We start from the raw sequence: 23,369 nt of genomic DNA on the forward strand, positions 1-23,369 counted from the left end.
GTCACTCCCACCGGCGCCCGCTTATGCTGCGGACACCCAGCCTATTCGTTCGTGCGGCGGATGCGAAGGGGGTGCCGGACCGCACGGAGCGGCCCGGCGAGACGCCCGCCTCAGTAACCGAGGCCCTTCTTGCTGTCGTATTCCTTCTGCGGATCGTCGGCGGCGGTGAGAAGCCGGGATTCGGTCTGGATCCACTTCGGCGGCACGGTGCCCTTCTCCTTGAACGCCGCGACGGCATCGAAGGCCGGCCCCGCCATATTCGGCGTCAGTTCGACCGTGGCATTGGCCTCGCCGGCCACCATCGCCTTGAAGATGTCGGGAACTGCGTCGATCGAGACGGTCAGGATGTCCTTGCCCGGCTTGAGGCCCGCCTCCTTCATCGCCTGGATGGCGCCGACCATCATGTCGTCATTATGCGCATAGACCGCGCAGATGTTCTTGCCGCCGCCTTCGGCCTTGATGAAGCTTTCCATCACTTCCTTGCCCTTGGCGCGGGTGAAGTCGCCGGTCTGGCTCCGCACCACCTTCAAATTGGCGTGCTTGGCGATGGCGGTGTCAAAACCCTTCTTGCGATTGGCAGCGACGCTTGCGCCGACCGTACCCTGCAGTTCGACGACATTGCAGGCCTTGTCGCCGACGGTCTTGGCCAGCCATTCGCCAGCGACCGCGCCTTCATGCACGCTGTCCGAGGTGACGGCGGTGAGATAGAGGTCCTTGCCGGACGGATCGATGTCGCGGTCGAGCAGCACGACCGGGATCTTGGCTTCCTTGGCTTCCTTCAGCACCGAATCCCAGCCGGTCGACACCACGGGTGCGAGGAAGATCGCGTCGACGTTCTGCGCGATGAAGGAGCGGATCGCCTTGATCTGGTTCTCCTGCTTCTGCTGCGCATCGGCGATCTTGAGATTGACCTTGCGCTTGCTGGCCTCCTGCTTGGAGACCGACGTCTCGGCCGCGCGCCAGCCGGATTCCGATCCGATCTGCGAGAAGCCGACGGTGAGCTCGGCCGCATTGGCCGGCAGCGCGAGCAACAACGCGGCCGTGGCGCTGGCCGCAAAAAGGGCTTTGAAGGTCATCAGGCGTGTCTCCCAAAATGTTGTCCGGGGCGCCATTTGGTAACATGACACCCTCAGGCCGGCCTTTGAGGCGGCGGGAGGGACTATTTCACGGAAGTTTGCGCTCGTATAGTCATATTATTTGACTATTTGGACGAATGACGCGGGGATGCCGACGGCCGCGCAGATGATGCGCCAAACACGACCTTGTTCCACTGATGCAACGCGGAGATGAAGGCGATTTGCGATCGCGTGTTTTCGTCGTGCCCGGGCTTGTCCCGCCTGCGCGGCCGAAGCCGCTTCGGCGCGGCGAAGGCCCGGGCATCCACATTCCTCGTACAGGAGCAAGACGTTGATGGCCGGGGCAAGCCCGGCCATGACGGAAGAACTGAGCGCTGGGAGCGGCGAAGAAACTAGATCAGCTTGCGCTGCGCCAGGTTCTTCATCAGCGCGCCGATGCCGAACGTCCAGGGCTCGCACTCGTCGCTAGTGCGCATACGGTTGACGAGCTTGCCGAGTTGAGGCGCTGAAATCGTGACGATGTCGTCGCGCTTGTGGGTGAAGCCCTGCCCCGGCGCCTCGCGATCCTTGACCGGCGCGAACATCGTGCCGAGGAACAGAACGAAGCCATCAGGATATTGATGCACCTTGCCGATGGTCTGCGCGACGAGGTCGGTCGGATCGCGGCTGATCATGCTGATCGAGGAATGGCCGTCGAGCACGAAACCGTCCGCGCCCGTCACGTTCAGGCTGATATCGAGCTTGCGCGCATCGTCGAGCGTGAAGGTTTCGTCAAACAGGCGCAGCAGCGGTCCGATCGAGCATGAGGCGTTGTTGTCCTTCGCCTTCGACAGCAGCAGCGCCGAGCGACCCTCGAAGTCGCGCAGATTCACGTCGTTGCCGAGCGCACCGCCGACGATCTTGCCGCTGCTGGAGACGAACAGCACGAGCTCCGGCTCCGGATTGTTCCAGGTCGACTTCGGATGCAGCCCGGCATCCATGCCGGTGCCGACCGAGGACAGGGTCGGCGCCTTCGTGAAGACTTCGGCATCGGGGCCAATGCCGACTTCGAGATACTGGCTCCAGGCGTTCTGGTCGATCAGCACCTGCTTCAGATGCATCGCCTGGTCCGAGCCGGGTTTGAGTTTTGACAGATCGTCGCCGATCAACCGCGTCACTTCTTTCCGGATCGCTTCGGCCGAGGCCGGATTGCCCTTGGCTCGCTCCTCGATCACGCGTTCCAGCATCGAGATGGCGAAGGTGACGCCGGCAGCCTTCAAGGTCTGGAGATCGACCGGCGCGAGCAGCCAGGGCTTTTTCGGGTCGCGCCCATCGGGTGCCGTGTTGGCGACGATGGCTTCGAGATCGCCGATGCGCTCACCCCTGGTCGCGGCAAGGGCCTTGGCCGGATTGTCCTCTTCGCAGAGGGCGCTGATCGTCGCGAATTTCGCGGTGACGTCGAAGACACCGTCGGCGCGCACGGCAACCACGGCCGGGCCGTTCGCCTGCGGCAGCCAGACGCGACCGACCAACGTTCCCTTCGTTCCATCCTCGGGAAGAAGGTCCTTAACCGTCAAACTCGTCATGGCCGGCGTCCTCGCTGTTTCTCAGAAACGGCCACTTTCGCGAGCGGCCGATCCCATTGGCGAAGACCAATAAACGTCTGGCGGGGGAAGTCCAGAGCGGCAGGCCGCACCGCCGCTATGCCCCTGCCCGCGGCTTTATGCCCCCGCTCGCGCTTTGCGCGCCGCGATCTGCTGCAGCGCCCAGCGCGCATTCTTGCGGACATCCGGATCGGCATCGTCGGCGATGACGGCCAGGAACGCCTCACCATCGGGATGGGCGATCTCGCCGAGCGCGGCGGCCGCCTCTTTACGCAAATTCGCCTGGTCGTGGTTGATGCAATTGCCGATCGGCCGCACCGCGCGCTCGATCTTCATCTTGCCGAGGCTGCGGATCGCCTTCAGCCGCACCTGCCAGAACTCATCGGCGAGAGCGCCGACGAGCTGGTCGGCGGCGATCGAACCGTTGATGTTGAGACCGAGCGTTTCCGCCGCCATCTCGCGGACCATCCAATCGGCGTCCTTCAAGGCTCGCGTAATCGTCTCGGCCGCGGGCTTCATCTGCGAAAAGGCCAGCGCGCTCACAGCGGCACGGCGGACATGCGCATCGGGATCGTTGATCAGCGCGGTCAGCGCGGGAATGGATTCCTCCAGTTTCAGAAAGCCGATCACGCCGATCGCCTGCACGCGCACGGCGGCATCGGAATCCTGCAGCGCTTCCAGCGCGGGCTTGAGCGTATCCTTGCGCCTCAACTCCTTCAGCGCGCGCAGCGCGCCCATGCGGACGAAGGCATGGGCATGCTTGACCAATGGCAGGATGACATCTGCACAGGCAGGATCCTTGAACTCGGCCATGCTGTCGGCCGCAGCCGCTGCAACGATCCGTTCCGGGTCGACCAGCAGCTTCACCAGCGCGCTTGCGGCCTCCGGCCCGTCGAATTCGCCGAGCGCCATCGCGACCTGCTGACGGACGCCGGCGTCGGGATCGGTCACGATACCGGCGAGATGACCGACCGCGGCGGGGTCGCCGGAATGACCGAGCGCGATGATAGCGACGCGGCGCTCGGCGGGATCGGCGGCCTGAAGCCGCTCGTCGGCGTCTTCGAGATCGTCGTAGGATTCGAACGGGCTCGACATGCTCACCTCAAGAGATAGGGAATGTTGACGGTGACGGCGCCGGTCGGGCAATCGGCCTCGCAGGGCATGCAGTACCAGCATTCGTCATAGGCCATGTAGGCCTTGCCGGTCATGTCGCTGATGCGCAGCACATCGAGCGGGCAGACGTCGACGCAGACGGTGCAGCCCTTGTCGGCAATGCATTTGGCGTCGTCGACGACCACCGGGACCGATGTCTGATAGGACGCGAGAGGCATTTGATGTCTCCTGTTGCTAGGTGCGGTGGATCAGGCGGTGGCGCGGATGCGCTGCTTGTCGTAGAGATCCTTCTCGTCGTCCGCGATCGGAACGACATAGGGCTCGACCGCGCGCTTCTCGCTGGTCATCTTGCCGTTCTGCTTGCTCAGCAGCGTGTGGCAGAACCAGTTCTCGTTGTCCTTCTCGGGGAAGTCCGTGCGCCAGTGGTAAAGGCCCCAGCGGCTTTCCTCGCGGTAGAGCGATGCGTGCACGGCCATGTCGGCGCAGTCCATGATCGACTGCACTTCCAGCGCGCGGAGCAGCTCATGCGCATTGCGCGCGATCATATGCTCCTGCATGTCCTGGCGCGTCTCGGCGAGACGGCGCATGCCGAGCTCGTATTTACGCGTAACCTTCGGCGGTTGAAGATAGTCATTCACCAGGCGGCGCGTCTTGTACTCGACCTGGTTCGGCGGAATGCCGTCCTCGCGCCTGGTCGGCGCCAGCACGCGGTCGCGCTCCTTCGCGACATCGGCCGCATCGAACTCGGCAAAGTCGTGATTGTCGGCGAACTCCATCGCGTCGATACCGGCGACCGAACCGTTGGTGAAGGCGCCGAGCATGTAATTGTGCGGCACGCTTGCCATGTCTCCGGCGGCATAGAGACCTGGCACGGTGGTGCGGGCATTGTCGTCGACGAACACGCCCGAGGCGCTGTGACCGGAACAGAAGCCGATCTCCGAAATGTGCATCTCGATCGAGTCGTGGCGGTAGTCGACCCCGCGCCCCTGCTGGAACAGGCCGCGCGTCGGCCGCTCCACCTTGTGCAGCGTGGACTCGATCTCCGAGATGGTGTCGGGATGGAGATGCTTGAGCTGGAGGAACACCGGGCCCTTGCCGGACAACAGCTCGTTGTAGAATTCCAGCATCATCTGGCCGGACCAGTAGTCGCATTCGATGAAACGGGAGCCTTCGTTGTTGGCCGTGAAGGCACCGAACGGACCGGCCACGTAGGCGCAGGCCGGGCCGTTATAATCCTTGATCAGCGGATTGATCTGGTAGCATTCGAGGTTCGCGAGCGCGGCGCCGGCGTGATAGGCCATCGCATAGCCGTCGCCGGAATTGGCGGCATTCTCGTACGTGCCGAACATGTAGCCGGAAGTCGGCAGGCCGAGCCGGCCGGCGGCGCCCATGCAGAGGATCACGGCCTTGGCCTTGATCACCAGGATCTCTGCGGTGCGGGTGTTGACGGAGATCGCACCGGCAATACGGCCGTCTGCGGACTTCAGCAGCCGCGTCGCCATGTAACGGTTGGAGATCAGAATGCGGGCACGGCGGAGCTGGCGATAGAGCGCCTTCTTCACGGTCTCGCCGTTCGGCATCGGCAGCACATAGGTGCCGATGTGATGCACCTTCTTGACGGCGTAGTCGCCGTTCTCGTTCTTCAGGAAGCGAATGCCGAAGCTGTCGAGTTCCTCGATGATCTCAAAGCAGTTCTGGGCGTACTTGTAGACCGCCTTCTGATCGACAATGCCGTCATTGGCGATGGTGATTTCCTTGGTGTACTGCTCCGGCGTTGCATAGCCCGGGATGACGGCGTTGTTCAGCCCGTCCATCCCCATCGAGATCGCGCCCGAGCGCTTGACGTTGGCCTTCTCGAGCAGGACGACATTGGCCTTCGGATTCTTCAGCTTCGCCTTCAGCGCTGCCATCGGGCCGGCCGTGCCGCCGCCGATCACGAGCACATCGCAGGAAACCTCCGAAAGTCCGTCGACGATCTGATCTAGTGCCATCGCTTGCTCCTGGTTCGCCGCGTGTTCGGCGCCTTTGCATCAGATTTGTTCAGGGGACGTCCCGGCGATAGCAATTAGTTGTCGCCGGGAGCCGATTTGCGCCTCAGCGCTCGACGAAGGCCTTCTCGATCACGAAATGGCCGGGCTGGCTGTGGTTGCCCTCGACAAAACCGCGCGCGGAAAACATCGCGGGGAGTTCCTCGAGCATCGCCGGACTGCCGCACAGCATGATGCGATCGGTTGCGATATCGAGACCGGATTGGGCGATGTCGTCGAACAGCTGGTTGGAGGCGATCAGATCGGTGATGCGGCCGCGATTCCTAAACGGCTCGCGGGTGACGGTCGGGTAGTAGACGAGCTTGTCGCGGATCAGGGATCCGAAAAATTCGTGATTGCGCAGGCCGTCGACGACGTGCTCGCCATAGGCAAGTTCGGAGACCTGGCGACAGCCATGGGCAAGCACGATGGTCTCGTAATTCTCGTAGACGTCGGGGTCTTTGATCAGGCTTGCGAACGGCGCGAGGCCCGTGCCGGTCGAGAGCAGCAGCAGGCGCTTGCCGGGAATGAGATTGCCGGTGATCAACGTGCCGGTCGCCTTGCGGCCGACCAGGATGATGTCGCCTTCCCTGATCTTCTGCAGGCGCGATGTCAGCGGGCCGTCCTGTACCTTGATCGAGAAGAATTCGAGCGCCTCCTCGTGATTGGCGCTGGCCATGCTGTAGGCCCGCATCAACGGCTTGCCGTTGACCTCCAGGCCGATCATCGCGAACTGACCGTTCTGGAAGCGGAAGCCGGGATCACGTGTCGCGGTGAAGCTGAACAGCGAGTCGGTCCAGTGCCTGACCGACAAAACCGTCTCCTTCTGAAATGCGCTCATGGTCTCTCCTTAGCCCTCGATGACGCACAAGGTTTCGGAGAGACGGGAGTCCGGCAATTCGGAAGTGAAATTCCCGGTCGATTAGTTTCACATTTCGCGGGCGGTGATTGAAGGCGAGGCAGCAAGAACGCGCGACCACGCCGATACTGGCAATTAGTTGCTATTCGCGCGTGCCGGCGCCGACGTAGAGACTAGCAGGAGGTTCGTCATGACCATGACCCTGGTGGCACCGACCGTGGCCGACTACGAAGCAAGCGCCGATCTCGCGACGCTCCTCGTCCGCACCACCGAAGGCGGCGCGCTCAGCGTTCCGGCGGAGACACTCCGCCTCTCCTGCAAATGCGCCCACTGCACTCGCGCCCGCTTCGACGACCGCTTCCCGGAAGCGTTTCCGGGCATCGCCATCACTGAGATCGGCGATCTCGGTTATGGGGTAAACATCTCGTTCTCGGATGGGCACAATCGCGGCATTTATCCGAAGCCGTATCTGCTGAGCCTGGCGGGGCGATAGGCGCCGAGCGTCCCCCCCCGCTCCGCCGTCATTCCCCGCGAAGGCGGGGAATCCAGTACGCCGCGGCCTGTCCGTAACCCATTGACGCCTCTGGAATACTGGATCGCCCGCCCTCGCGGGCGATGACATCGAAGTGGATGGCGAGACTTCGTTCCAGTCCCCATCTGGCACGGACATTGCTCCTCTTTAGAACGATTTCAACGTTCCGGAGGAAGACGATGTTGCAGGCGGCGAGTGCGGTTCGCGGGACTGTCCCCCCGGCAGTCCGGCCTGCGGGCAGCTCCTCGCTGCTGCTGACCGAGAACCAGCAATGGATCGGCGGGCCGCCGCCACTGATGGACAAGCTCACCCAGCGCGAGCGCGAGCTGGTGCTGAAGCAGGGCCGGCGAAAAGTGCTCAACCGCGGCCAGACGCTGTTCAGCCAGGGTGGCAAGCATGACGGCATCTGGCTGATCGAGAGCGGTCGTATCCGCGTGTTCTACACCTCGCCACTCGGGCGCGAGATCACGCTCGCCTATTGGCATGTCGGCAATTTCGTCGGCGGGCCCGAAGTGTTCGAAGGCACAGTGCATCAATGGTCCGGCGTCGCATCCAGCAATTGCAGCGTGGTGCACCTGCCCGGAAAGGAATTGCGGTCGCTTGCCGCAGAGATCCCGAACCTCGCGATCGGCCTCATCGAGGGCCTGACCTTCAAGGGCAAATGCTATTCTGCGCTGGCCCAGATGCTGGGAACGCGCTCGATCACGCAGCGCCTCGCGCATCTGTTGCTGCATCTCGTCGAGCTCTACGGCGTCGAGGACGCCGACGGGCGCGTGATTGCGGCTGCCTTCACCCACGCTGACATCGCTCACATGGTCGGCGCGACCCGGCAATGGGTCACGATCAGCCTGAAGCGCATGCAGGAGAAGGGAATCGTGGTGACCAAGCGCTCGCAGATCGTGGTGTGCCGGACCGACATTCTGGAAGAGATGCGCGGCCAGAGCGGCGACTAGAGCCGGTGCACAGGCAAGCGGCTTTATAGTGCAGGACTGCCCAAGGAGTATGCAATCAGCTTTTCCCGGCAACTAATCGACTGCGGTCATCATTCCGGATTTGCCCTGTCGGGGCCCTCCCCCAATCATGGCAACCACAGCACATCCAACCGAATGAGGATGAGAATGGTCCGCCATCTTCCCACGCTCTCGATCGCGATGTCGGTGACGTCGCTGGCGCTGCTCCTCGCGCAGCCGGCTTCGGCGGAAACCGTTACCCTCGGCATCGGAACGCAGGACACCACGACCAACACGGTGACCGCGGGCGTCGTCATCCGCCAGCTCCATCTCCTCGAAAAATACCTGCCCAAGGACGGCAAATATTCCAACATCAAGTTCGAGCTGGAGTGGCAGAATTTCACGTCCGGTCCGCCCGTCACCAACGCGATGATGGCGAACAAGCTGCAGATCGGCATGATGGGCGACTATCCGTTGATCGTGAACGGCTTCACCTTCGACAGCAATCCCGAGAGCAAGAGCCGGCTGATCGGCATCGCCGCCTACAGCCTTTCCGGCTCCGGCAACGGCATCGTCGTCCACAAGGACTCGCCCTATTACGATCTCGCCGATCTCAAGGGCAAGCTCGTCAGCGTACCCTTCGGCTCCGCCGCGCACGGCATGGTGCTGAAGGCGATGCAGGACCGCGGCTATGCGGCCGATTTCTTCCAGCTCGTCAGCCAGAGCCCGGAGGTCGGCTCGACCAACCTCCAGGAGAAGAAGATCGACGCGCATGCCGACTTCGTCCCCTTCGCCGAATTGCTCCCCTTCCGCGGCTTCGCGCGAAAGATCTTTGACGGCGTCGAGACCAATCTGCCGACCTTCCACGGCATCGTCGTCCGCACCGATTTTGCCGAGAAATATCCGGAGGTCGTCGTCGCCTACTTCAAGGCGCTGATCGCCGCCAACCAGTGGCTGCGCGACGATCCCAAGCTCGCCGCCGAGAAGATCCAGGAATGGACCGGCATCAACAAGGAAGTCGTCTACATCTTCTTGGGTCCCAGCGGCAACATGACCACAGACCCGACGGTCAAGCCGGCTCTGATCGATGCGGCCGCGACCGACGTCAAGGTGCTGCAGAATCTCGGCCGCATGAAGGAGTTCGACCCGAAGAAGTGGGTCGACGACAGCTACATCCGCAAGGCCTATGCCGAGATGAAGCTCGACTATGACGCACAGCTTGGAAGCACCAAGAACTACGAAATCACCGGCGAAGACGCCTTCTGCAGGAAGCCGATCACCGATCCGCGCAAGGCCGGCGAGGTCTGGGTCGACGACGCCGGCATCCTGCCGTTCTCGTCCGCTGCTTGCACGCTCGGCGCCTACGCCGACTTCAAGGCCAAGGGCAAGAAGATCAACGTCGCCTACGTTTTCGACACCACGCGCGGCATCAAGTTGTTCGCCGACCAGGCCTTCTTCGCGGTCGGCAATGGCGACGTCGCGCCGTTCCTGCTCAAGAAGGACGCGGAGGCCTACGCCGCCAAGATCGGCGGTAAGGTGCTCGGCTTCGACGACGCGGTGAAGACGGCCGTCAGCGGAGGCAAGACGTGAGCAGCCCCGCGATCCTCAGACAGCGCGACGACAGCATGCCAGCCGCAACCGTGGAGGCGGCTCCCGCACCGCCCGCGCCGCCGCCCTCTTTCGGCACGCTCGCGTTGCGCTGGTACCGGCTGAACCAGGGACGACTGCGCGCGACCGCGATCGGCATCATCTCGCTGCTCGCCTTCCTGCTGGTGTGGCATCTGCTCACGACCTACCGCGTCGTGTTCTTCGTGCGCTTCACCAATGTGCCCTCGCCGCTGGCGGTCTATGCAAGCTTCACCAAGGCGATCCACGATCCTAAATTCCTGATGCACATCGTGCTGAGCTGCCGCCGCATCTTCATCGGCTTCTCGCTGGCGGCGATCGTCGGGGTGCCGCTCGGCCTGATCATGGGCCGCTTCAAGCTGGTGCATGAGATCATCTTCCCGGTCGCCGAAGTGCTACGGCCGATCCCGGCGATCGCCTGGGTGCCGATGGCGATCATGCTGTGGCCGACCAACGAGCAGAGCATCGTCTTCATCACCTTCCTCGGCTCGTTCTTCCCGATCCTGGTCAACACGCTCCACGGCATGTCGCTGGTCGATCCCGTGCTGGTACGCGCCGCGCAATGCCTCGGCGCGCGCGAGCGCTCGATCTTCCGCGAGGTGTATTTTCCGGCATCGCTGCCGCACATCTTCACCGGCCTCACCATCGGCATGGGCGTCGCCTGGGTGTCGCTGATCGCGGCCGAGATGATCTCGGGCCAGTACGGCATCGGCTATTTCACCTGGGAAGCCTATTCGCTGGTCCAGTATGCCGACATCGCGCTCGGCATGATCGCGATCGGCGTGCTCGGCCTCGGATCGAGCCTGCTGATCAGGGCCGCAGGACATCTGGTGATGCCGTGGAGGTCAACGAGATGAGCGAGATTCTGGCGAGCCAACCGAAGGGCCACATCGAGGTCAGAAACTTCTCCCTCAGCTATGACAGCATCGAAGGACCGGTTCAGGCGGTCACGGACACGCAGATCCACGTCAAGCCGGGCGAGTTCGTCTCCATCGTCGGCCCTTCCGGCTGCGGAAAGTCGACGCTGCTCAATGCGGTCGCGGGCTTTCTCAAGCCGACCATGGGCATTGTCACGGTCGATGGGGAGCGCGTGAATGGCCCCAGCGCCGAGCGCGGCATGGTGTTCCAGCAATATTCGCTGTTCCCCTGGAAGACGGTGCGGGAGAATGTCGAGTTCGGCCTGAAGATGCGCGGCATGCCGCGTTCGCAGCGCGAACGCGCCGCGCGCACGCTGCTCGGGCTCGCGGGCCTCGAAGCCTTCGAGAAGCACTATCCGGAAAAGCTCTCCGGCGGCATGAAGCAACGCGTCGGCATCGTGCGCGCGCTCGCGACGGGCCCGAAGGTACTGCTGCTGGACGAGCCCTTCGGCGCCCTCGACGCGCAGACTCGCGTGATCATGCAGCAGATCCTCACCAACATGTGGCAGCGGCTGAAGATTTCGGTGCTGTTCGTGACCCACGACATCGACGAGGCGATCTTCCTCTCCGACCGCGTCTACTGCATGACCGCACGTCCTGGCTCGATCAAGGCCGAGATCCCGATTCCCCTGGAGCGGCCGCGGCAGCAGTCGATGATGATGTCGTCGGAGTTTTTGGCCTTGCGCCGCGGGCTGATGTCGCTGATCCGCGAGGAGAGCCTGAAGGCGATGGGCGGTGAGATCAGCGACATGGGCATGCAGGGGCTCAACATCGAGCTGCACGGCCATTCGCTGGCGGATGTGATCTAGATGCCCACAACACGGGTGATTTCGTAGGGTGGGCAAAGCGAAGCGTGCCCACGACTATCTCGACGTTCGAAAGATGGTCGGCACGGCGCTGCCGCGCCTTTGCCTACCCTGCGGCAGCGTCGCCCTGATCACTTGAACCAATGCACCAGCGCGATGCTGATCCCTAGCAGCAGCATCAGCGATAGCGTCACCGCCGCCGTCACCCTGCCCCCGACGTTCGCCAGCACGCGCACGTCAACGCCGAGGCCCAGCGCAGCCATCGACACTACCGTGAGGAAACTGGTGATCTTCGTCACTGGTCCCACCACCGTGCCCGGCACGATCTCGAGCGAGCGCAACGTCGCCAGCGCGAGGAAGCCGAGGATGAACCACGGCACCAGGCGGAAGAAGCCGACATTGGTCTTCTTGGCACCGGTCTGCCAGCGCGAGGCCACCAGTGACAGGCCGACGACCACGGGCCCCAACATCAGCACGCGCATCAGCTTGACCAGCGTGCCGATCTGCGTGGAGATCAGGCCGGCCGGCACCGTCGCCGCGAGCACCTGCGGCACAGCATAGACGGTCAGGCCCGCGAGGATGCCGTATTGCGTTGCGGTGAGTTGCAACAGCGGGATCAGCAGCGGCAGGCCCAGCACCATCATCACGCCGAGGATCGCGGTGAAGGAGATCGACGATGCGATCTCGTCGCTGTTGGCGCCGATGATCGGCGCCACCGCCGCGATGGCAGAATTGCCGCAGATGGAATTGCCGCAGGCGATCAGGATCGACAGCCGCGTCGACAGGCCAAGCAAACGGCTAAGACCGAAGGAGACGCAAAGGGCCACCACGACCACGGCCGCGATCGACGCCAAAAGGGCGATGCCCGAGGCCGCGATGGCGGCAAAGCTGATGGAGGCGCCCAGCAGCATGACCGCGACTTCAAGCAGCTGCTTGGCGCTGAAGGCAATGCCGGCCTGCCAGCGCGGGGCCGGTTTCCAGAAGCTGCGCACGGCCATCCCAAGCAGGATCGCCATCACCAGCGCTTCGACATAGGGATGCTCGAAAACGCCCAGCTCCGCTCGTTCAAGCAGGGCCGAGACGCCGGCCACGGCGATGCAGAGAAGAATGCCGGGAATCAGCGCGAGAATGCGGCTTACCGCAGTGGTCGGCTTGGAATCGGCCGGGCTGGATGCTTGATTCTGCGACACAAATCTCTCCCAGAGGAGAAAGATTTATACGCACGGCGCTTGGGTTGGGGAATAAGTTTTCAGCATATCAGGGCCGAGGGAAGTTCTATCCTCAGCCCCGGAATAACCCGGCTCAGAACAAGAGGTTCTTGGCGAGCGAAGCCATGTGGCTGAAGCTGTCATAGACGCCCGGCTCGAAGAAAGCCGCGCGCGCCACCACAATCGCGGCGACCAGCGACCAAAACAGGCCCGTGCCGGCCCGCAGCACGAGCTTTGCGGCGCGCGATTGCGGCTGGGTATCCGTTGCGGAGACCAGCTGCTCGCCGAAGGGCTCAAATCCAGTGCGTTCCATGGCTATGCCAATCCATCAAATTCTGGATGGAATGTCGTCGTTTCGGCCCCAAACGGCAATGGAAGCGATTGGCGTATTTGCCCCCCGAAGGGGAAACTCCTTCCGCCGGGCGCCCGTGACGCAATAGTTTTCTTCTTCCGGCCCATTCGGACACCGGCGGACCGGCTTAGAGGGCCAGATAGCGCCGCCGAATGGCGTCATTGGCCTTCAGCTCGTCGATCCCGGCCGCATAGACGATCTGGCCCTTGTCGATGACCGTGGCATGGCTCGCCAGCCCCAGGCAGAAATGCATGTTCTGCTCGGCGATCAGCACCGTCGAGCCGAGCTGGCGGAGTTGCCGCAACAACTCGCCGATCCGCTGCACGATGATCGGCGCGAGCCCCTCGCTCGGTTCGTCGAGCAACAGCAGCGCCGGGTTGCCCATCAGCGTGCGCGCGATCGCCAGCATCTGCTGCTCGCCGCCGGACAGGCGGCCGGCGATGCGATGGCGCAGCGGCTCGAGCAGCGGAAACACCTCGTAGATGCGCTTGATCGGCCACTCGTCCTGGCCGTCAGGGCCCTTCTTGCGACCGATGACGAGATTGTCCTCGACGGTGTGCTCCGGGAAGATCTGGCGATCCTCCGGCACGAAGCCGAGCCCGGCGCGCGCGATGTGATGCGGCTTCCGGCCGGAGATCACCACACCGCGCAGACTGACCTTGCCGCGTCGCGGCGGCGCCAGCCCCATGATCGCTTTCATCGTCGTCGACTTGCCGGCGCCGTTGCGCCCGAGCAGCGCCATGGTCTCGCCCTGCCGCACCGACAGGCCGACGCCGAACAGGATCTGGCTGGTGCCGTAATAGACGTCGAGATCGGCGACTTCGATGACGGCGGCGCTCATGCGGCGGCTCCGGCATGCTCGGTGCCGAGATAGGCGTCGATCACGGCGCTGTTGTTGCGGATCTCGTCCGGCGTGCCGGTCGCGAGGATGCGGCCGTAGCAGAGCACGACGATCTTCGGTGCGATCTTGAACACGATATCCATGTCGTGCTCGATGAAGACGACGGTGATCTTCTGGGTCTCCCAGAGCTCGCGCACCTTGTCGATCATGCGCCAGCGCTCCTCCGGGCCCATGCCGGCGGTCGGCTCGTCCAGCAGCAACACCTTTGGTTCGAGCACCAGCGCCAGCGCGATATCGAGCAGCTTCTGGTCGCCATGCGACAGTGTCGCCGCGGTGCGATTGCGCTTTTCCCGCGAGGCCCAGCAGCTCCATCACATGTTCGGCGCGGTCGCGCGTCTCCGGCAGCGGAAAGCGTTTGTGCAGCACCGCCGACGAGCGTTGGTCGGCGCTGACGGCGGCCAGCATGGTCTCCTGCACCGTCAGCGACCTGAAGATGCTCGCGACCTGAAAGGCACGGCCGATGCCGTGACGCACGATCTCCGGCGGCGAACGGCCGGCGAGATCGACGCCGTCGAGCAGGACCTGGCCGGTGTCAGGCTTCAGCGCGCCGGTGATGAGGTTGAAGAAGGTGCTCTTGCCGGCGCCGTTCGGGCCGATGACCGCGGTGAGCGAGCCGTCGGGGAAGTCCAGTGAGACGTCGTTGGTCGCCTTCACGCCGCCGAACGACTTTACGAGGTTGCGGATCTCGAGCATCGCTAGCGCCCCTCGCCTGCATCGCGCCGGTGCGCAAACCATTCGGCGACGAAATCCAGCAAGCCTTTGCGCAGGCCCAGCGCAAAGAACAGGATGACCACGCCGAGCACGATGCCATGATATTCAGTGAAACGCGTGACGGTGTCGTTGAGCAGGAGCAGCAGCACGGTACCGACCATCGGCCCCAAAAAAGTCGAGACGCCGCCGAGCATGTTGATGAAGATGCCCTCGCCCGAGATCGTCCAGTAGGCGAACTCCGGATAGGCGCCGGAGACGAACAGCGCCATCACCATGCCGCCCATCGCGGCGAACAGCGCCGCCAGCACGAAGACCGTCAGCTTGGCGCGCCAGACGTCGATGCCAAGGAAACTCGCGCGCGCGGCGTTGTCGCGGATCATACGCAGCGTGTAGCCGAACGGAGATTGCGCGATCTGGCGCATCGCCAGCAGGCCGAGGATCAGCAGCGCGCAGCTTGCAACATAGAGATGGACGTGATTGGCGAGATCGATGCCGAGGAACACCGGGCGCGGAATACCGCCGCGCAGGCCCTGGTCGCCGCCGGTGAAGGAGGCCCAGGACAAAATGGTCGAGTGGATCAGCATCTGGAAGGCCAGCGTGACGAAGGCGAAATAGATCTCCTTCAACCGCACGCAGATCGCGCCGATGATGGCCGCGATCATCGCGGTGATCGCGAGCGTCGCGACGAAGGCGACCGGAATGGGTACGCCGAGCTTCTGCATGATCAGGCCGAAGCTGTAGGCACCAAGGCCAAAGAACATGCCGTGACCGAACGAGGTCAAGCCGGTATAGCCGACCAGCAGATTGAGCGAGGTCGCGAACAGGCCGTAGGCCGAGCAGCGAATGACGAAATCGAGTAGCGCCTTGCTGCCCGTGAACAGCGGCAGGCTCGCCAGCACGGCGAAGGCAATCAGCGCGATCAGCACGTCGCGGTAGCGTTGCAGCACCGCGCCATCGCGCCCCGGTGCCAGCGTTTGCGCACGCCCGGCCTCCAGTTCGGTCATGCCGCCTCCTTGCCGAACAGGCCGGTTGGCTTGGAGACCAGCACGATCACCATGAACAGGTACATCAGGCCTTCCGTGAACAGGGGAAAACCGAGCGAGCCGAAGGACCTGATCAGGCCGAGCAGTAGCGCACCGATCAGAGCGCCCAGGATCGAGCCCATGCCGCCGATCACGGTGACGATGAAGGATTCGATCAGCACCGAGAAGCCCATCCCGGGCGTCAACGACCGCACCGGCGCGGCCAGCGCGCCGGCCAGACCCGCCAGCATGCCGCCGAGCGCGAACACGCCGCCATAGATCAGGCCGGTGTTGATGCCGAGCGCAGACACCATGCCGGGATTATGCGCGGCGGCACGGATCACCTTGCCGATGCGGCTGCGCGACAGCCCGATCCCGAGCACGATCGCCGCAACAAGTGCGACACCGATCAGCAGAAGATAATAAGGCGGCACCACGCCGCCGGCGATGAACAACGGCATCACCTGGAACGCCGCAGGCATGCCCATCGACTTGAATTCAGGTCCCCAGATGATGCGCACGACGTCGTCGAAGATCAGCACGAAGGCATAGCAGACGAGGAGCTGCATCAGCACGTCGGCGCCATAAACGCGGCTCATGAAGACGCGCTCGAAGATCAGGCCGAGAATGGCGGTGCCGGCCGCGCCCGCCAGCATCGCCAGCGCAAAGCTATCGGTGAGATGATAGGCCGTCATCGCGAAATAAGCGCCGAACATATAGAAAGCGCCATGGCTGAAATTGACGACCTTCAGCACGCCGAATATCAGCGTCAGCCCGACCGCGACCAGGAAAAGCAGCATGCCGATGATGAGGCCGCTGGTGGTTTGCGTCACGAGGCAGGCGGAGCTGGAGAGGCAGCCGGTGAGCGCGTCGAGATCCACGGGAGCACTTTCATTGTCGTGCGCCAAAGGCGGCGCGGAAAACGAAACGAAGATGGCGGAGACGGCTGTCCGTGCCCGCCCTGCGCGTGATCAGATATAACCCTTGCTCTTCTTCCACTCGGTCTCGAGCTCGAAGATGGTCTTCCAGTCGCCCGCCTTGACCTCGGGCACGTAGGGCTCCTGCGGGATCGTGGTGCCCCAGCCGATGGCGTAACCGACCAGCGTGTGGTCGTCGCCGCGCATCGTCACGGTGCCGTCGGCGCCGAACGGGCACTTGATGGTGAGGCCCTTCAGCACCTCCGCGATCTTCTTGCCGTCGGTGGAGTTCGCTTTCTTGGCGGCGTCGGCCAGGAACATCACCGCGGTCGCGTTCTGCCACGACCAGTTGGTCGGATACTCGTTGTACTTGGCCTTGTAGGCATCGCCCCAGGCGGCGTTCTCCGGCGTGGTCGGGAACGTCTTGATGTAGCGATTGCCGGAATGAATGCCCTTGGGCAGGTTCTTCACCACGGTGAGCGCGGTGTAGTCGGCCATGTTCACCGCGAACACCTCCATCTGCGTGAACATCGCGTAGATGTTGGCCTGATCGATATAGGAGGTGAGATCGCCGCCCCACAGGCAGGAGTACAGTGCCTGCGGCTTGGCCTGCAGGATCTTCGTCACGACCTCGGTGTAGTCGGGCTGGAACAGTTTTGGCCAGGATTCGCTGATGACCTCGACGTCGGGCGCGAAGCGCTTGAGATACAGCGTGAACTCGCCGGTGGTGTCGCGGCCATAGGCGTAGTCCGGCGAGCAGGTCGCCCACTTCTTCAGGCCCTTGGCTTTCGCTATCGCAGCCGCGTAGCTGCCGCCGACGATGGAATCGTGAATGCCCTGGCGCACACAGCGGAACGCGTTCGGGATGTGCTGCTTCGGATCGGCCGTCAACGAGGACGCCTCCGAGCAAGTGTGGACGCAGAGCACGCCGAGATCGCGCGCAACTTCGTGAACCGCGAACGAACCGGACGACGCCTCGCCGTCGATCAGCCATTCGCAGCCATCGGTATTGACGAGCTCGCGTGCGACGCGGGCGGCTTCCTGCGGCTGGCCCTTGGAATCACGGATCACCATCTCGATCTGCCGGCCCGCGAGACCACCGGCGGCGTTGACCTTGTCGACCTCGAGCATCACCGCATTGCGCGACGACGTGCCGAGCTGTGCGACGCGGCCCGACAAAATCGTCGGCATGCCGATCTTGATGGTCTTGGCCTGTGCGCGTGCCACCCATGGGGCGGCAAACGTCATCGCGCCGGCGCCCATCAGCGCCAGTGTCGAACGGCGGCTGATGCCCCGCGTGCGAGTTCTCGTCATCTTCCCCTCCCTCTTTCGGGTCGGCGTTTCCTGATCCCTGTCGGAGATCGTCTCGTCTCCGTAGGCATGAGGATTTCAGAGCAAGGGGGGTGACGTCAAGCCAATTATGAATTATGAGTCAGAATTCACCAACCGAGGAAACAGGGCCATAACTGGCCCAATGCCCGTCAAATGATCAATCTTTCGAGCTTCATCGCCTTTCACGCCCGGCAAACGCCGGACCGGCCCGCGCTGAAATACCGCGGCGAGGCTATTTCCTACGCCGCCTTCGACGCGCGCGTCCGACAGGCCGCGGGCTGGCTTACGGCCCAGGGCATCGGGGCGGGCGACGTCGTGGCCGTCCTGCTGAAGAACAGCGCGGCGTTCCTGGAGCTCGTCTTCGCCGCCAGCCATCTCGGCGCGGTGTTGTTGCCGATCAATTTTCGGCTCTCGCGCGATGAGGTCAGCTACATCGTCGGCAATGCCGGGGCGCGGCTGCTGATCGTCGACGAGGAATTGGCGGCGAATGCAGCCGGCGCGACGATTGTCGTACTCGACGAAGCCGCGCAGCAGAGCGTGACGCGGCTTGCGAGTGACGCGCCCCCGGCTCCGATGCATGTGCGCCAGCCATCCGACCTGATGCGGCTGATGTACACTTCGGGCACGACCGACCGCCCCAAGGGCGTCATGCTGACTTACGACAATTTCTATTGGAAGTCGGCGGACCAGACCATCGCGCTAGGCCTCAGCGCCGATACGCGCCTGCTCGTCGTCGGCCCGCTCTATCACGTCGGCGCGCTCGATTTGCCCGGCATCGCCGTGCTCTGGCATGGCGGCTTCATCCATATCGAACGCAATTTCGAGCCGGAGACCGCGCTTGCGGCGATCGCCGACGACAGGCTCAACGCTGCATGGTTCGCGCCCGTCATGACCACGGCGATGCTCACCTGCCCGACCCGCGATCGCTACGACGTCTCGAGCCTGAAATGGGCGATCGGCGGCGGCGAGAAGACGCCGGAGCAGCGCATCCGTGCCTTCTCCGAGTATTTCCGCAATGCGCGTTACATCGATGCCTATGGCCTGACCGAGACCGTGGGCGGCGACACCTTTATGGAAGCCGGCCGCGAGATCGAGAAGATCGGCTCGACCGGCCGCGCCATTGCCCATGTCGAGATCGAGATCCGCGACGAGGACGGCAAGACGCTGCCGCCGAACGTCAACGGCGAGATCTGCCTGCGCGGACCGAAGATCACACGCGGCTACTGGAAGGATCCGGAGAAGACGGCGTCTGCCTTTTTCGACGACTGGTTCCGCAGCGGTGACATCGGCTATCTCGACGACGACGGCTTTCTGTATCTGACCGACCGCAAGAAGGACATGATCATCTCCGGCGGCGAGAACATCGCCTCCTCCGAAGTCGAGCGCGTGATCTACGATCTGCCTGAAGTACGCGAGGTCGCGGTGATCGGCCTGCGCGATGCACGCTGGGGCGAGCGTCCCGTCGCCATTGTCGTGCTGACCGAAGGCACAAGCCTTGCGCTCCTTGCCCTGACCGAGCACTGCCGCGCACGATTGGCGAGCTTCAAGGTACCGAAAGAGCTGATCATCCGCGACAGCCTGCCGCGCAATCCGTCGGGTAAAATTCTCAAGCGCGTGCTGCGCGCCGAGCTGGAGACGTCTGAATGACGCAAGCGAATGCCAAGGTCACGAAGCTCAATCGTGTCGAGCGCAACGCCTGGACCAAGCAGAAGATCTTTGACGCCGCGACCAAGGTCGTCGGCAAGCATGGCTATGCCGAAGCTTCCGTCGCCCGGATCACCGAAGAAGCCGGCGTCGCGCAAGGCACGTTCTACAATCATTTCGAGAACCGGCAGGAACTGCTCGACCAGCTCTTGCCCAAGATCGGCCTCGACATGGTCGAGTTCATCCGCGCCCGCACGGGCACGGCGGACGCGGCACGACAGGAGATCGCGCGTTTCTCCGCCTTCTTCGACTTCATCCGTGAGGTGCCGGAATTCCTGCGCATCCTCAACGAGGCCGAGTTCTTCGCACCGATCGGCTACCAGAAGCATCTCGACAATATCTCGGTCGCCTATGTCCGCATCTTGCGTCGCGCGCGAGGGTCAGGCGCAATCGCGGATTACAGCGACGAGGAGTTCGAGGCGATCGTGCACATGCTGATGGGCTCGCGTGGATATCTCAGCCGACGCTATTCCTATTCGGCCGACGGCGTCACCGCCGTGCCGGACCACGTCATCTCCGCCTATCGCAAGCTGATGACGCGCGGCCTCTTCAGTGCATCCGGAGATCAGGACACGCCATGAACATCGAGTCTCCCCGCCAGCCGCTCGACCTCGCCTCGGCGATTGCCGAAGCCGACATCCGCTGCCTGCTGATGGTGCTGGTGCACATGACCGGCGACACGCGCTGGCTCGAACCGCCCTATCTGCCCAAGCGCGACATCCGTCTCATCCCCGACCCCGAGGCCGGCGTGCCCCGCGAGATCCAGGATGAAATCCGCGCCGCCGTCGTCAAGCTGTTTGCCGATGGCACCCCGACGCCTGTCATCACCGATCCCGGCGAAGAGCTGCTGCTGAAGATGATGCGCGCGTGCCTCGGCGAAAACGTCGCGCCGGAATATGCACCGCTGATGCGCGAGGAGATGGGCTTTGTGTCGCGCGAGCCGCGCTGGACCAAGCAGCCTTCGGACGGAAAGCTTGCGGACCAGCACGTTCTGATCGTCGGCGCCGGCGTCTGTGCCATCGCGCTCGGCGTGGCGCTCGGCCATCTCGGCATCCCCTACACCATCGTCGAGAAGAACGCCGAACTCGGCGGCACCTGGTGGATCAACCGCTATCCCGGCTGCGGCGTCGACACGCCCAACCACTCCTATTCCTACTCGTTCGGCTCCGGCAATGCGTGGACGCGCTATTTCTGCCAGCGCGAGGAGCTGCTCGGCTATCTGCTCAAGGTCGCCGACGAATACGGCATCCGCAAGCATCTGCGCGTCAACACCGAGCTGACGGCATCGCGCTGGGACGACGGCAAGCGGCGCTGGATCTCGACGCTGAAGACGCAGGCGGGCGACGAGACCTTCGAATCCACCGCGCTGGTCTCGGCCATCGGGCAGCTCAACGATCCCTCACGCGCCCACTTCAAGGGCGAAGAAAACTTCAAAGGCACGATCCTTCACTCGGCGCTGTGGTCGGACGACATCAAGCTCGACGGCAAGCATGTCGCCGTGATCGGCACCGGCGCGACGTCGATGCAGCTGGTGCCGGCGATCGCGGGCCGTGTCGCCTCGGTCACCGTCTACCAACGCAGCGCGCAGTGGGCACGACCGGTGAAGGGCTATGCCGACCCGATCAGCGAAGGCGCGCGCTGGCTGCTCGCGCACCTTCCGTTCTATGTGCAGTGGTACCGCTTCAACATGTTCTGGCGCTATGGCGACGGCTTGCTGCCGTTCCTGCGCAAGGACCCGGCCTGGCCGCATCCGGAGCGTGCCGTCAACAAGGGCAACGACCGGCATCGTCAGGAGCTGACCGACTTCATCCTCACCGAGCTGAAGGACCGGCCCGACCTGATCGAAAAATGCGTGCCGAGCTATCCGCCATACGGCAAGCGCATCCTGCTCGACAACAATTGGTTCAAGACCTTGACGCGCGACAATGTCGAGCTGGTCACCGACGCGATCGACCATTTTGATGAAAGCGGCATCGTCGCCGCCGACGGTGAGCGCCGTCCCGCCGACATCATCGTCGTCGCGACCGGCTTCAAAGTGACGGAGATGGCCGCGCGCCTCAACATCAGCGGTCGCGACGGCAGGAATTTGCGCGAGGCCTGGGCCAACGACAATCCGACAGCATTCCTCGGTCTCACCGTGCCAGATTTCCCCAACTTCTTCTGCATGCTCGGCCCGAACTCAGGGCCGGCTCATGGCGGCAGCGTCATCTTCCAGTCCGAATGCCAGAGCCGTTACATCTCCGCCTGCCTCGTTAACATGATCGAGCACGACGTCGCCGCCATCGACGTCCGCCCGGACGTGCTCGACGACTATGTCCGCAAGGTCGATACCGAGCACGAGGCGATGATCTGGACCCATCCGGGCATGAGCACCTACTACCGCAACGCGAGCGGCCGCGTGTTTTCGGCGATGCCGTGGCGTTTCGTGGACTACTGGCGCATGACGCACGATCCGGATCTCGAGCAGTACCGGTTGACGAAGGCGTAAACCTCACCACATCGTCAGGCCGCGAGCCCACTCCCCACCGGCGCAAAGTCCATCCCGAGACTCTCCGCGACCGCCTTGTTGGTGATGCGGCCGCGATGCACGTTCAGCCCATTGCGCAGATGCGGATTTTCCAGCACGGCGGCAAAGCCCTTGGCAGCGAGCATCAAACCGAACGGCAGCGTCGCATTGTTCAGCGCCTGGCTCGACGTCACCGGCACCGCGCCCGGCATGTTGGCCACGCAGTAATGCACGACGCCATCGATCTCGTAGGTCGGCTCCGCATGCGTGGTCGCATGCGAGGTCTCGAAGCAGCCGCCCTGGTCGATCGCAACATCGACCAGCACGGCCCCCGGCCGCATCGATTTGAGCATCGCGCGCGTCACGAGCTTTGGCGCGCTGGCGCCGGGCACCAGCACCGCGCCGATCACGACATCGGCGGAAAACACCTCCTCCTCGACCGCCTCGATGGTCGAGAAACGGGTGCGCACCCGCCCGAGAAAGACGTCGTCCAGCTCACGAAGACGAGGAATCGAGCGGTCGATCACAGTGACTTCGGCACCGAGGCCTGCCGCCATGCGCGCGGCCTGAGTTCCCACCACGCCGCCCCCGAGCACGACGACGCGCGCCGGCTGCACGCCGGGCACACCACCGAGCAGCAGCCCGCGACCGCCGGCCGACCGCTTGAGCGCGGCGCCGGCGGCCTCGATGGCGAGGCGGCCGGCGACTTCGCTCATCGGCGCGAGCAGGGGGAGGTGACCGGCCGCGTCGGTGACGGTTTCATAGGCGACCGCGGTGCAGCCGGACGTAAGCAGGCCCTTGGCCTGTTCGGGATCCGGCGCAAGATGGAGGTAGGTGAACAGGATCTGGCCTTCGCGGAGCTGGGCCCATTCGCTCTTCTGCGGCTCCTTCACCTTCACGATCATGTCGGACTTGGCAAAGATGTCGCGTGCGCTCGCGGCGATGGAGGCCCCTGCCCGCTGATAGACCTCGTCGGACGCGCCGATGCCGCTGCCGGCGCCAGTCTCGACCGTCACTTCATGTCCGGCTGCGACGTATTCGCGGACGGCGCCCGGGGTGAGCCCGACGCGATATTCCTGAACCTTGATCTCCTTGGGCACACCGACACGCATCCTCAGCTCCTTTTTGATTCCCCCCATGATCGTAGCGACGAGGCCGGTTTGGTTTCGTGCAAATATCCGCTAGCTTTGGCCGTCCCGCGCCGGTTTCCGGCGCGCAAACGTCCTT

General features: G+C 63.7%; 22 protein-coding genes and 1 pseudogene. 8 read left to right on the forward strand and 15 right to left on the reverse strand.

From position 1 onward, the window contains the following. Nucleotides 1–110: 110 nt before the first annotated feature. The 6 genes from ytfQ to QA645_RS28995 all read right to left on the reverse strand — a co-directional run bounded on the left by ytfQ (nt 111) and on the right by QA645_RS28995 (nt 6,640). On the reverse strand, nt 111–1,076 hold the full coding sequence (ytfQ, locus tag QA645_RS28970; RefSeq protein ID WP_254130285.1) for a galactofuranose ABC transporter, galactofuranose-binding protein YtfQ: 966 nt from the start codon (nt 1,074–1,076) through the stop codon (nt 111–113). Between the two features lie 392 nt (nt 1,077–1,468). Next, nucleotides 1,469–2,641 (reverse strand): fumarylacetoacetate hydrolase family protein, encoded by a 1,173-nt coding sequence (locus tag QA645_RS28975; RefSeq protein ID WP_283044844.1) that lies wholly within the window; start codon nt 2,639–2,641, stop codon nt 1,469–1,471. 135 nt (nt 2,642–2,776) lie between these two features. Then, nucleotides 2,777–3,754, reverse strand: a complete 978-nt coding sequence (locus QA645_RS28980) for a HEAT repeat domain-containing protein (protein ID WP_283044845.1) — start codon at nt 3,752–3,754, stop codon at nt 2,777–2,779. Nucleotides 3,755–3,756: 2 nt separating this feature from the next. After that, nucleotides 3,757–3,990: a ferredoxin family protein gene (locus QA645_RS28985; protein ID WP_008141081.1), complete on the reverse strand. Its 234-nt coding sequence runs from the start codon at nt 3,988–3,990 to the stop codon at nt 3,757–3,759. A gap of 30 nt (nt 3,991–4,020) precedes the next feature. Continuing rightward, nucleotides 4,021–5,763: a fumarate reductase/succinate dehydrogenase flavoprotein subunit gene (locus tag QA645_RS28990; protein ID WP_254130281.1), complete on the reverse strand. Its 1,743-nt coding sequence runs from the start codon at nt 5,761–5,763 to the stop codon at nt 4,021–4,023. Nucleotides 5,764–5,866: 103 nt separating this feature from the next. Beyond that, nucleotides 5,867–6,640: a ferredoxin--NADP reductase gene (locus QA645_RS28995; protein WP_254192838.1), complete on the reverse strand. Its 774-nt coding sequence runs from the start codon at nt 6,638–6,640 to the stop codon at nt 5,867–5,869. A 214-nt stretch (nt 6,641–6,854) separates the two neighbouring features. On the opposite strand from QA645_RS28995, the gene QA645_RS29000 reads away from it, so the two are divergent. The 5 genes from QA645_RS29000 (at nt 6,855) to QA645_RS29020 (ending at nt 11,492) form a co-directional block, all read left to right on the forward strand. Then, nucleotides 6,855–7,151: a DUF971 domain-containing protein gene (locus QA645_RS29000; protein WP_254135347.1), complete on the forward strand. Its 297-nt coding sequence runs from the start codon at nt 6,855–6,857 to the stop codon at nt 7,149–7,151. Between the two features lie 218 nt (nt 7,152–7,369). Then, nucleotides 7,370–8,143 carry a Crp/Fnr family transcriptional regulator gene (locus QA645_RS29005; protein WP_254130279.1) on the forward strand — a complete coding sequence of 258 codons (774 nt, stop codon included), beginning with the start codon at nt 7,370–7,372 and terminating at the stop codon, nt 8,141–8,143. 165 nt (nt 8,144–8,308) lie between these two features. Continuing rightward, nucleotides 8,309–9,730 (forward strand): ABC transporter substrate-binding protein, encoded by a 1,422-nt coding sequence (locus QA645_RS29010; RefSeq protein WP_283044846.1) that lies wholly within the window; start codon nt 8,309–8,311, stop codon nt 9,728–9,730. 35 nt (nt 9,731–9,765) lie between these two features. Continuing rightward, nucleotides 9,766–10,623, forward strand: a complete 858-nt coding sequence (locus QA645_RS29015) for an ABC transporter permease (RefSeq protein ID WP_254135346.1) — start codon at nt 9,766–9,768, stop codon at nt 10,621–10,623. Then, a complete protein-coding gene (locus QA645_RS29020; RefSeq protein ID WP_283044847.1) occupies nt 10,620–11,492 on the forward strand; it encodes an ABC transporter ATP-binding protein in 873 nt (290 codons plus the stop codon). The genes QA645_RS29015 and QA645_RS29020 overlap by 4 nt, the downstream gene beginning before the upstream one ends. Before the next feature lie 128 nt (nt 11,493–11,620). Here QA645_RS29020 and QA645_RS29025 read toward each other — a convergent pair whose 3' ends face one another. The 8 genes and pseudogenes from QA645_RS29025 to QA645_RS29060 form a co-directional block, all read right to left on the reverse strand. Further along, nucleotides 11,621–12,679 carry a putative sulfate exporter family transporter gene (locus tag QA645_RS29025; protein ID WP_254192835.1) on the reverse strand — a complete coding sequence of 353 codons (1,059 nt, stop codon included), beginning with the start codon at nt 12,677–12,679 and terminating at the stop codon, nt 11,621–11,623. Between the two features lie 112 nt (nt 12,680–12,791). Beyond that, a complete protein-coding gene (locus QA645_RS29030; RefSeq protein ID WP_283044848.1) occupies nt 12,792–13,010 on the reverse strand; it encodes a hypothetical protein in 219 nt (72 codons plus the stop codon). 166 nt (nt 13,011–13,176) lie between these two features. Next, nucleotides 13,177–13,890, reverse strand: coding sequence for an ABC transporter ATP-binding protein (locus QA645_RS29035; protein ID WP_283053392.1), 714 nt, complete (start codon nt 13,888–13,890; stop codon nt 13,177–13,179). Next, nucleotides 13,887–14,099 carry a hypothetical protein gene (locus QA645_RS29040; protein WP_283053667.1) on the reverse strand — a complete coding sequence of 71 codons (213 nt, stop codon included), beginning with the start codon at nt 14,097–14,099 and terminating at the stop codon, nt 13,887–13,889. Before QA645_RS29040 ends, QA645_RS29035 begins: the two co-directional genes overlap by 4 nt. A gap of 187 nt (nt 14,100–14,286) precedes the next feature. Further along, nucleotides 14,287–14,685: pseudogene (locus tag QA645_RS29045) on the reverse strand (ATP-binding cassette domain-containing protein); the annotation flags it as partial. Then, nucleotides 14,646–15,665 carry a branched-chain amino acid ABC transporter permease gene (locus QA645_RS29050; RefSeq protein ID WP_283044849.1) on the reverse strand — a complete coding sequence of 340 codons (1,020 nt, stop codon included), beginning with the start codon at nt 15,663–15,665 and terminating at the stop codon, nt 14,646–14,648. The pseudogene QA645_RS29045 and the gene QA645_RS29050, both read right to left, overlap by 40 nt. After that, complete coding sequence (locus tag QA645_RS29055) at nt 15,662–16,564, reverse strand: branched-chain amino acid ABC transporter permease (RefSeq protein ID WP_283044850.1); 903 nt, start codon at nt 16,562–16,564, stop codon at nt 15,662–15,664. Before QA645_RS29055 ends, QA645_RS29050 begins: the two co-directional genes overlap by 4 nt. A gap of 90 nt (nt 16,565–16,654) precedes the next feature. After that, nucleotides 16,655–17,914 (reverse strand): ABC transporter substrate-binding protein, encoded by a 1,260-nt coding sequence (locus tag QA645_RS29060; protein ID WP_283044851.1) that lies wholly within the window; start codon nt 17,912–17,914, stop codon nt 16,655–16,657. Nucleotides 17,915–18,085: 171 nt separating this feature from the next. Between QA645_RS29060 and QA645_RS29065 the strand changes: the two genes are divergently transcribed. The 3 genes from QA645_RS29065 to QA645_RS29075 are packed head-to-tail and all read left to right on the forward strand — an operon-like array spanning nt 18,086 to nt 22,124. Further along, complete coding sequence (locus QA645_RS29065; RefSeq protein ID WP_283044852.1) at nt 18,086–19,579, forward strand: AMP-binding protein; 1,494 nt, start codon at nt 18,086–18,088, stop codon at nt 19,577–19,579. Continuing rightward, nucleotides 19,576–20,217, forward strand: coding sequence for a TetR/AcrR family transcriptional regulator (locus tag QA645_RS29070; RefSeq protein WP_254192827.1), 642 nt, complete (start codon nt 19,576–19,578; stop codon nt 20,215–20,217). Before QA645_RS29065 ends, QA645_RS29070 begins: the two co-directional genes overlap by 4 nt. Beyond that, nucleotides 20,214–22,124 (forward strand): NAD(P)/FAD-dependent oxidoreductase, encoded by a 1,911-nt coding sequence (locus QA645_RS29075; protein ID WP_283044853.1) that lies wholly within the window; start codon nt 20,214–20,216, stop codon nt 22,122–22,124. Before QA645_RS29070 ends, QA645_RS29075 begins: the two co-directional genes overlap by 4 nt. 14 nt (nt 22,125–22,138) lie before the next feature. On the opposite strand, the gene ald is transcribed toward QA645_RS29075, so the two are convergent. Next, a complete protein-coding gene (gene ald / locus QA645_RS29080) occupies nt 22,139–23,254 on the reverse strand; it encodes an alanine dehydrogenase (RefSeq protein ID WP_283044854.1) in 1,116 nt (371 codons plus the stop codon). Between the last annotated feature and the right edge of the window lie 115 nt (nt 23,255–23,369).

This window comes from Bradyrhizobium sp. CIAT3101 (assembly GCF_029714945.1).
Lineage (GTDB): Bacteria > Pseudomonadota > Alphaproteobacteria > Rhizobiales > Xanthobacteraceae > Bradyrhizobium.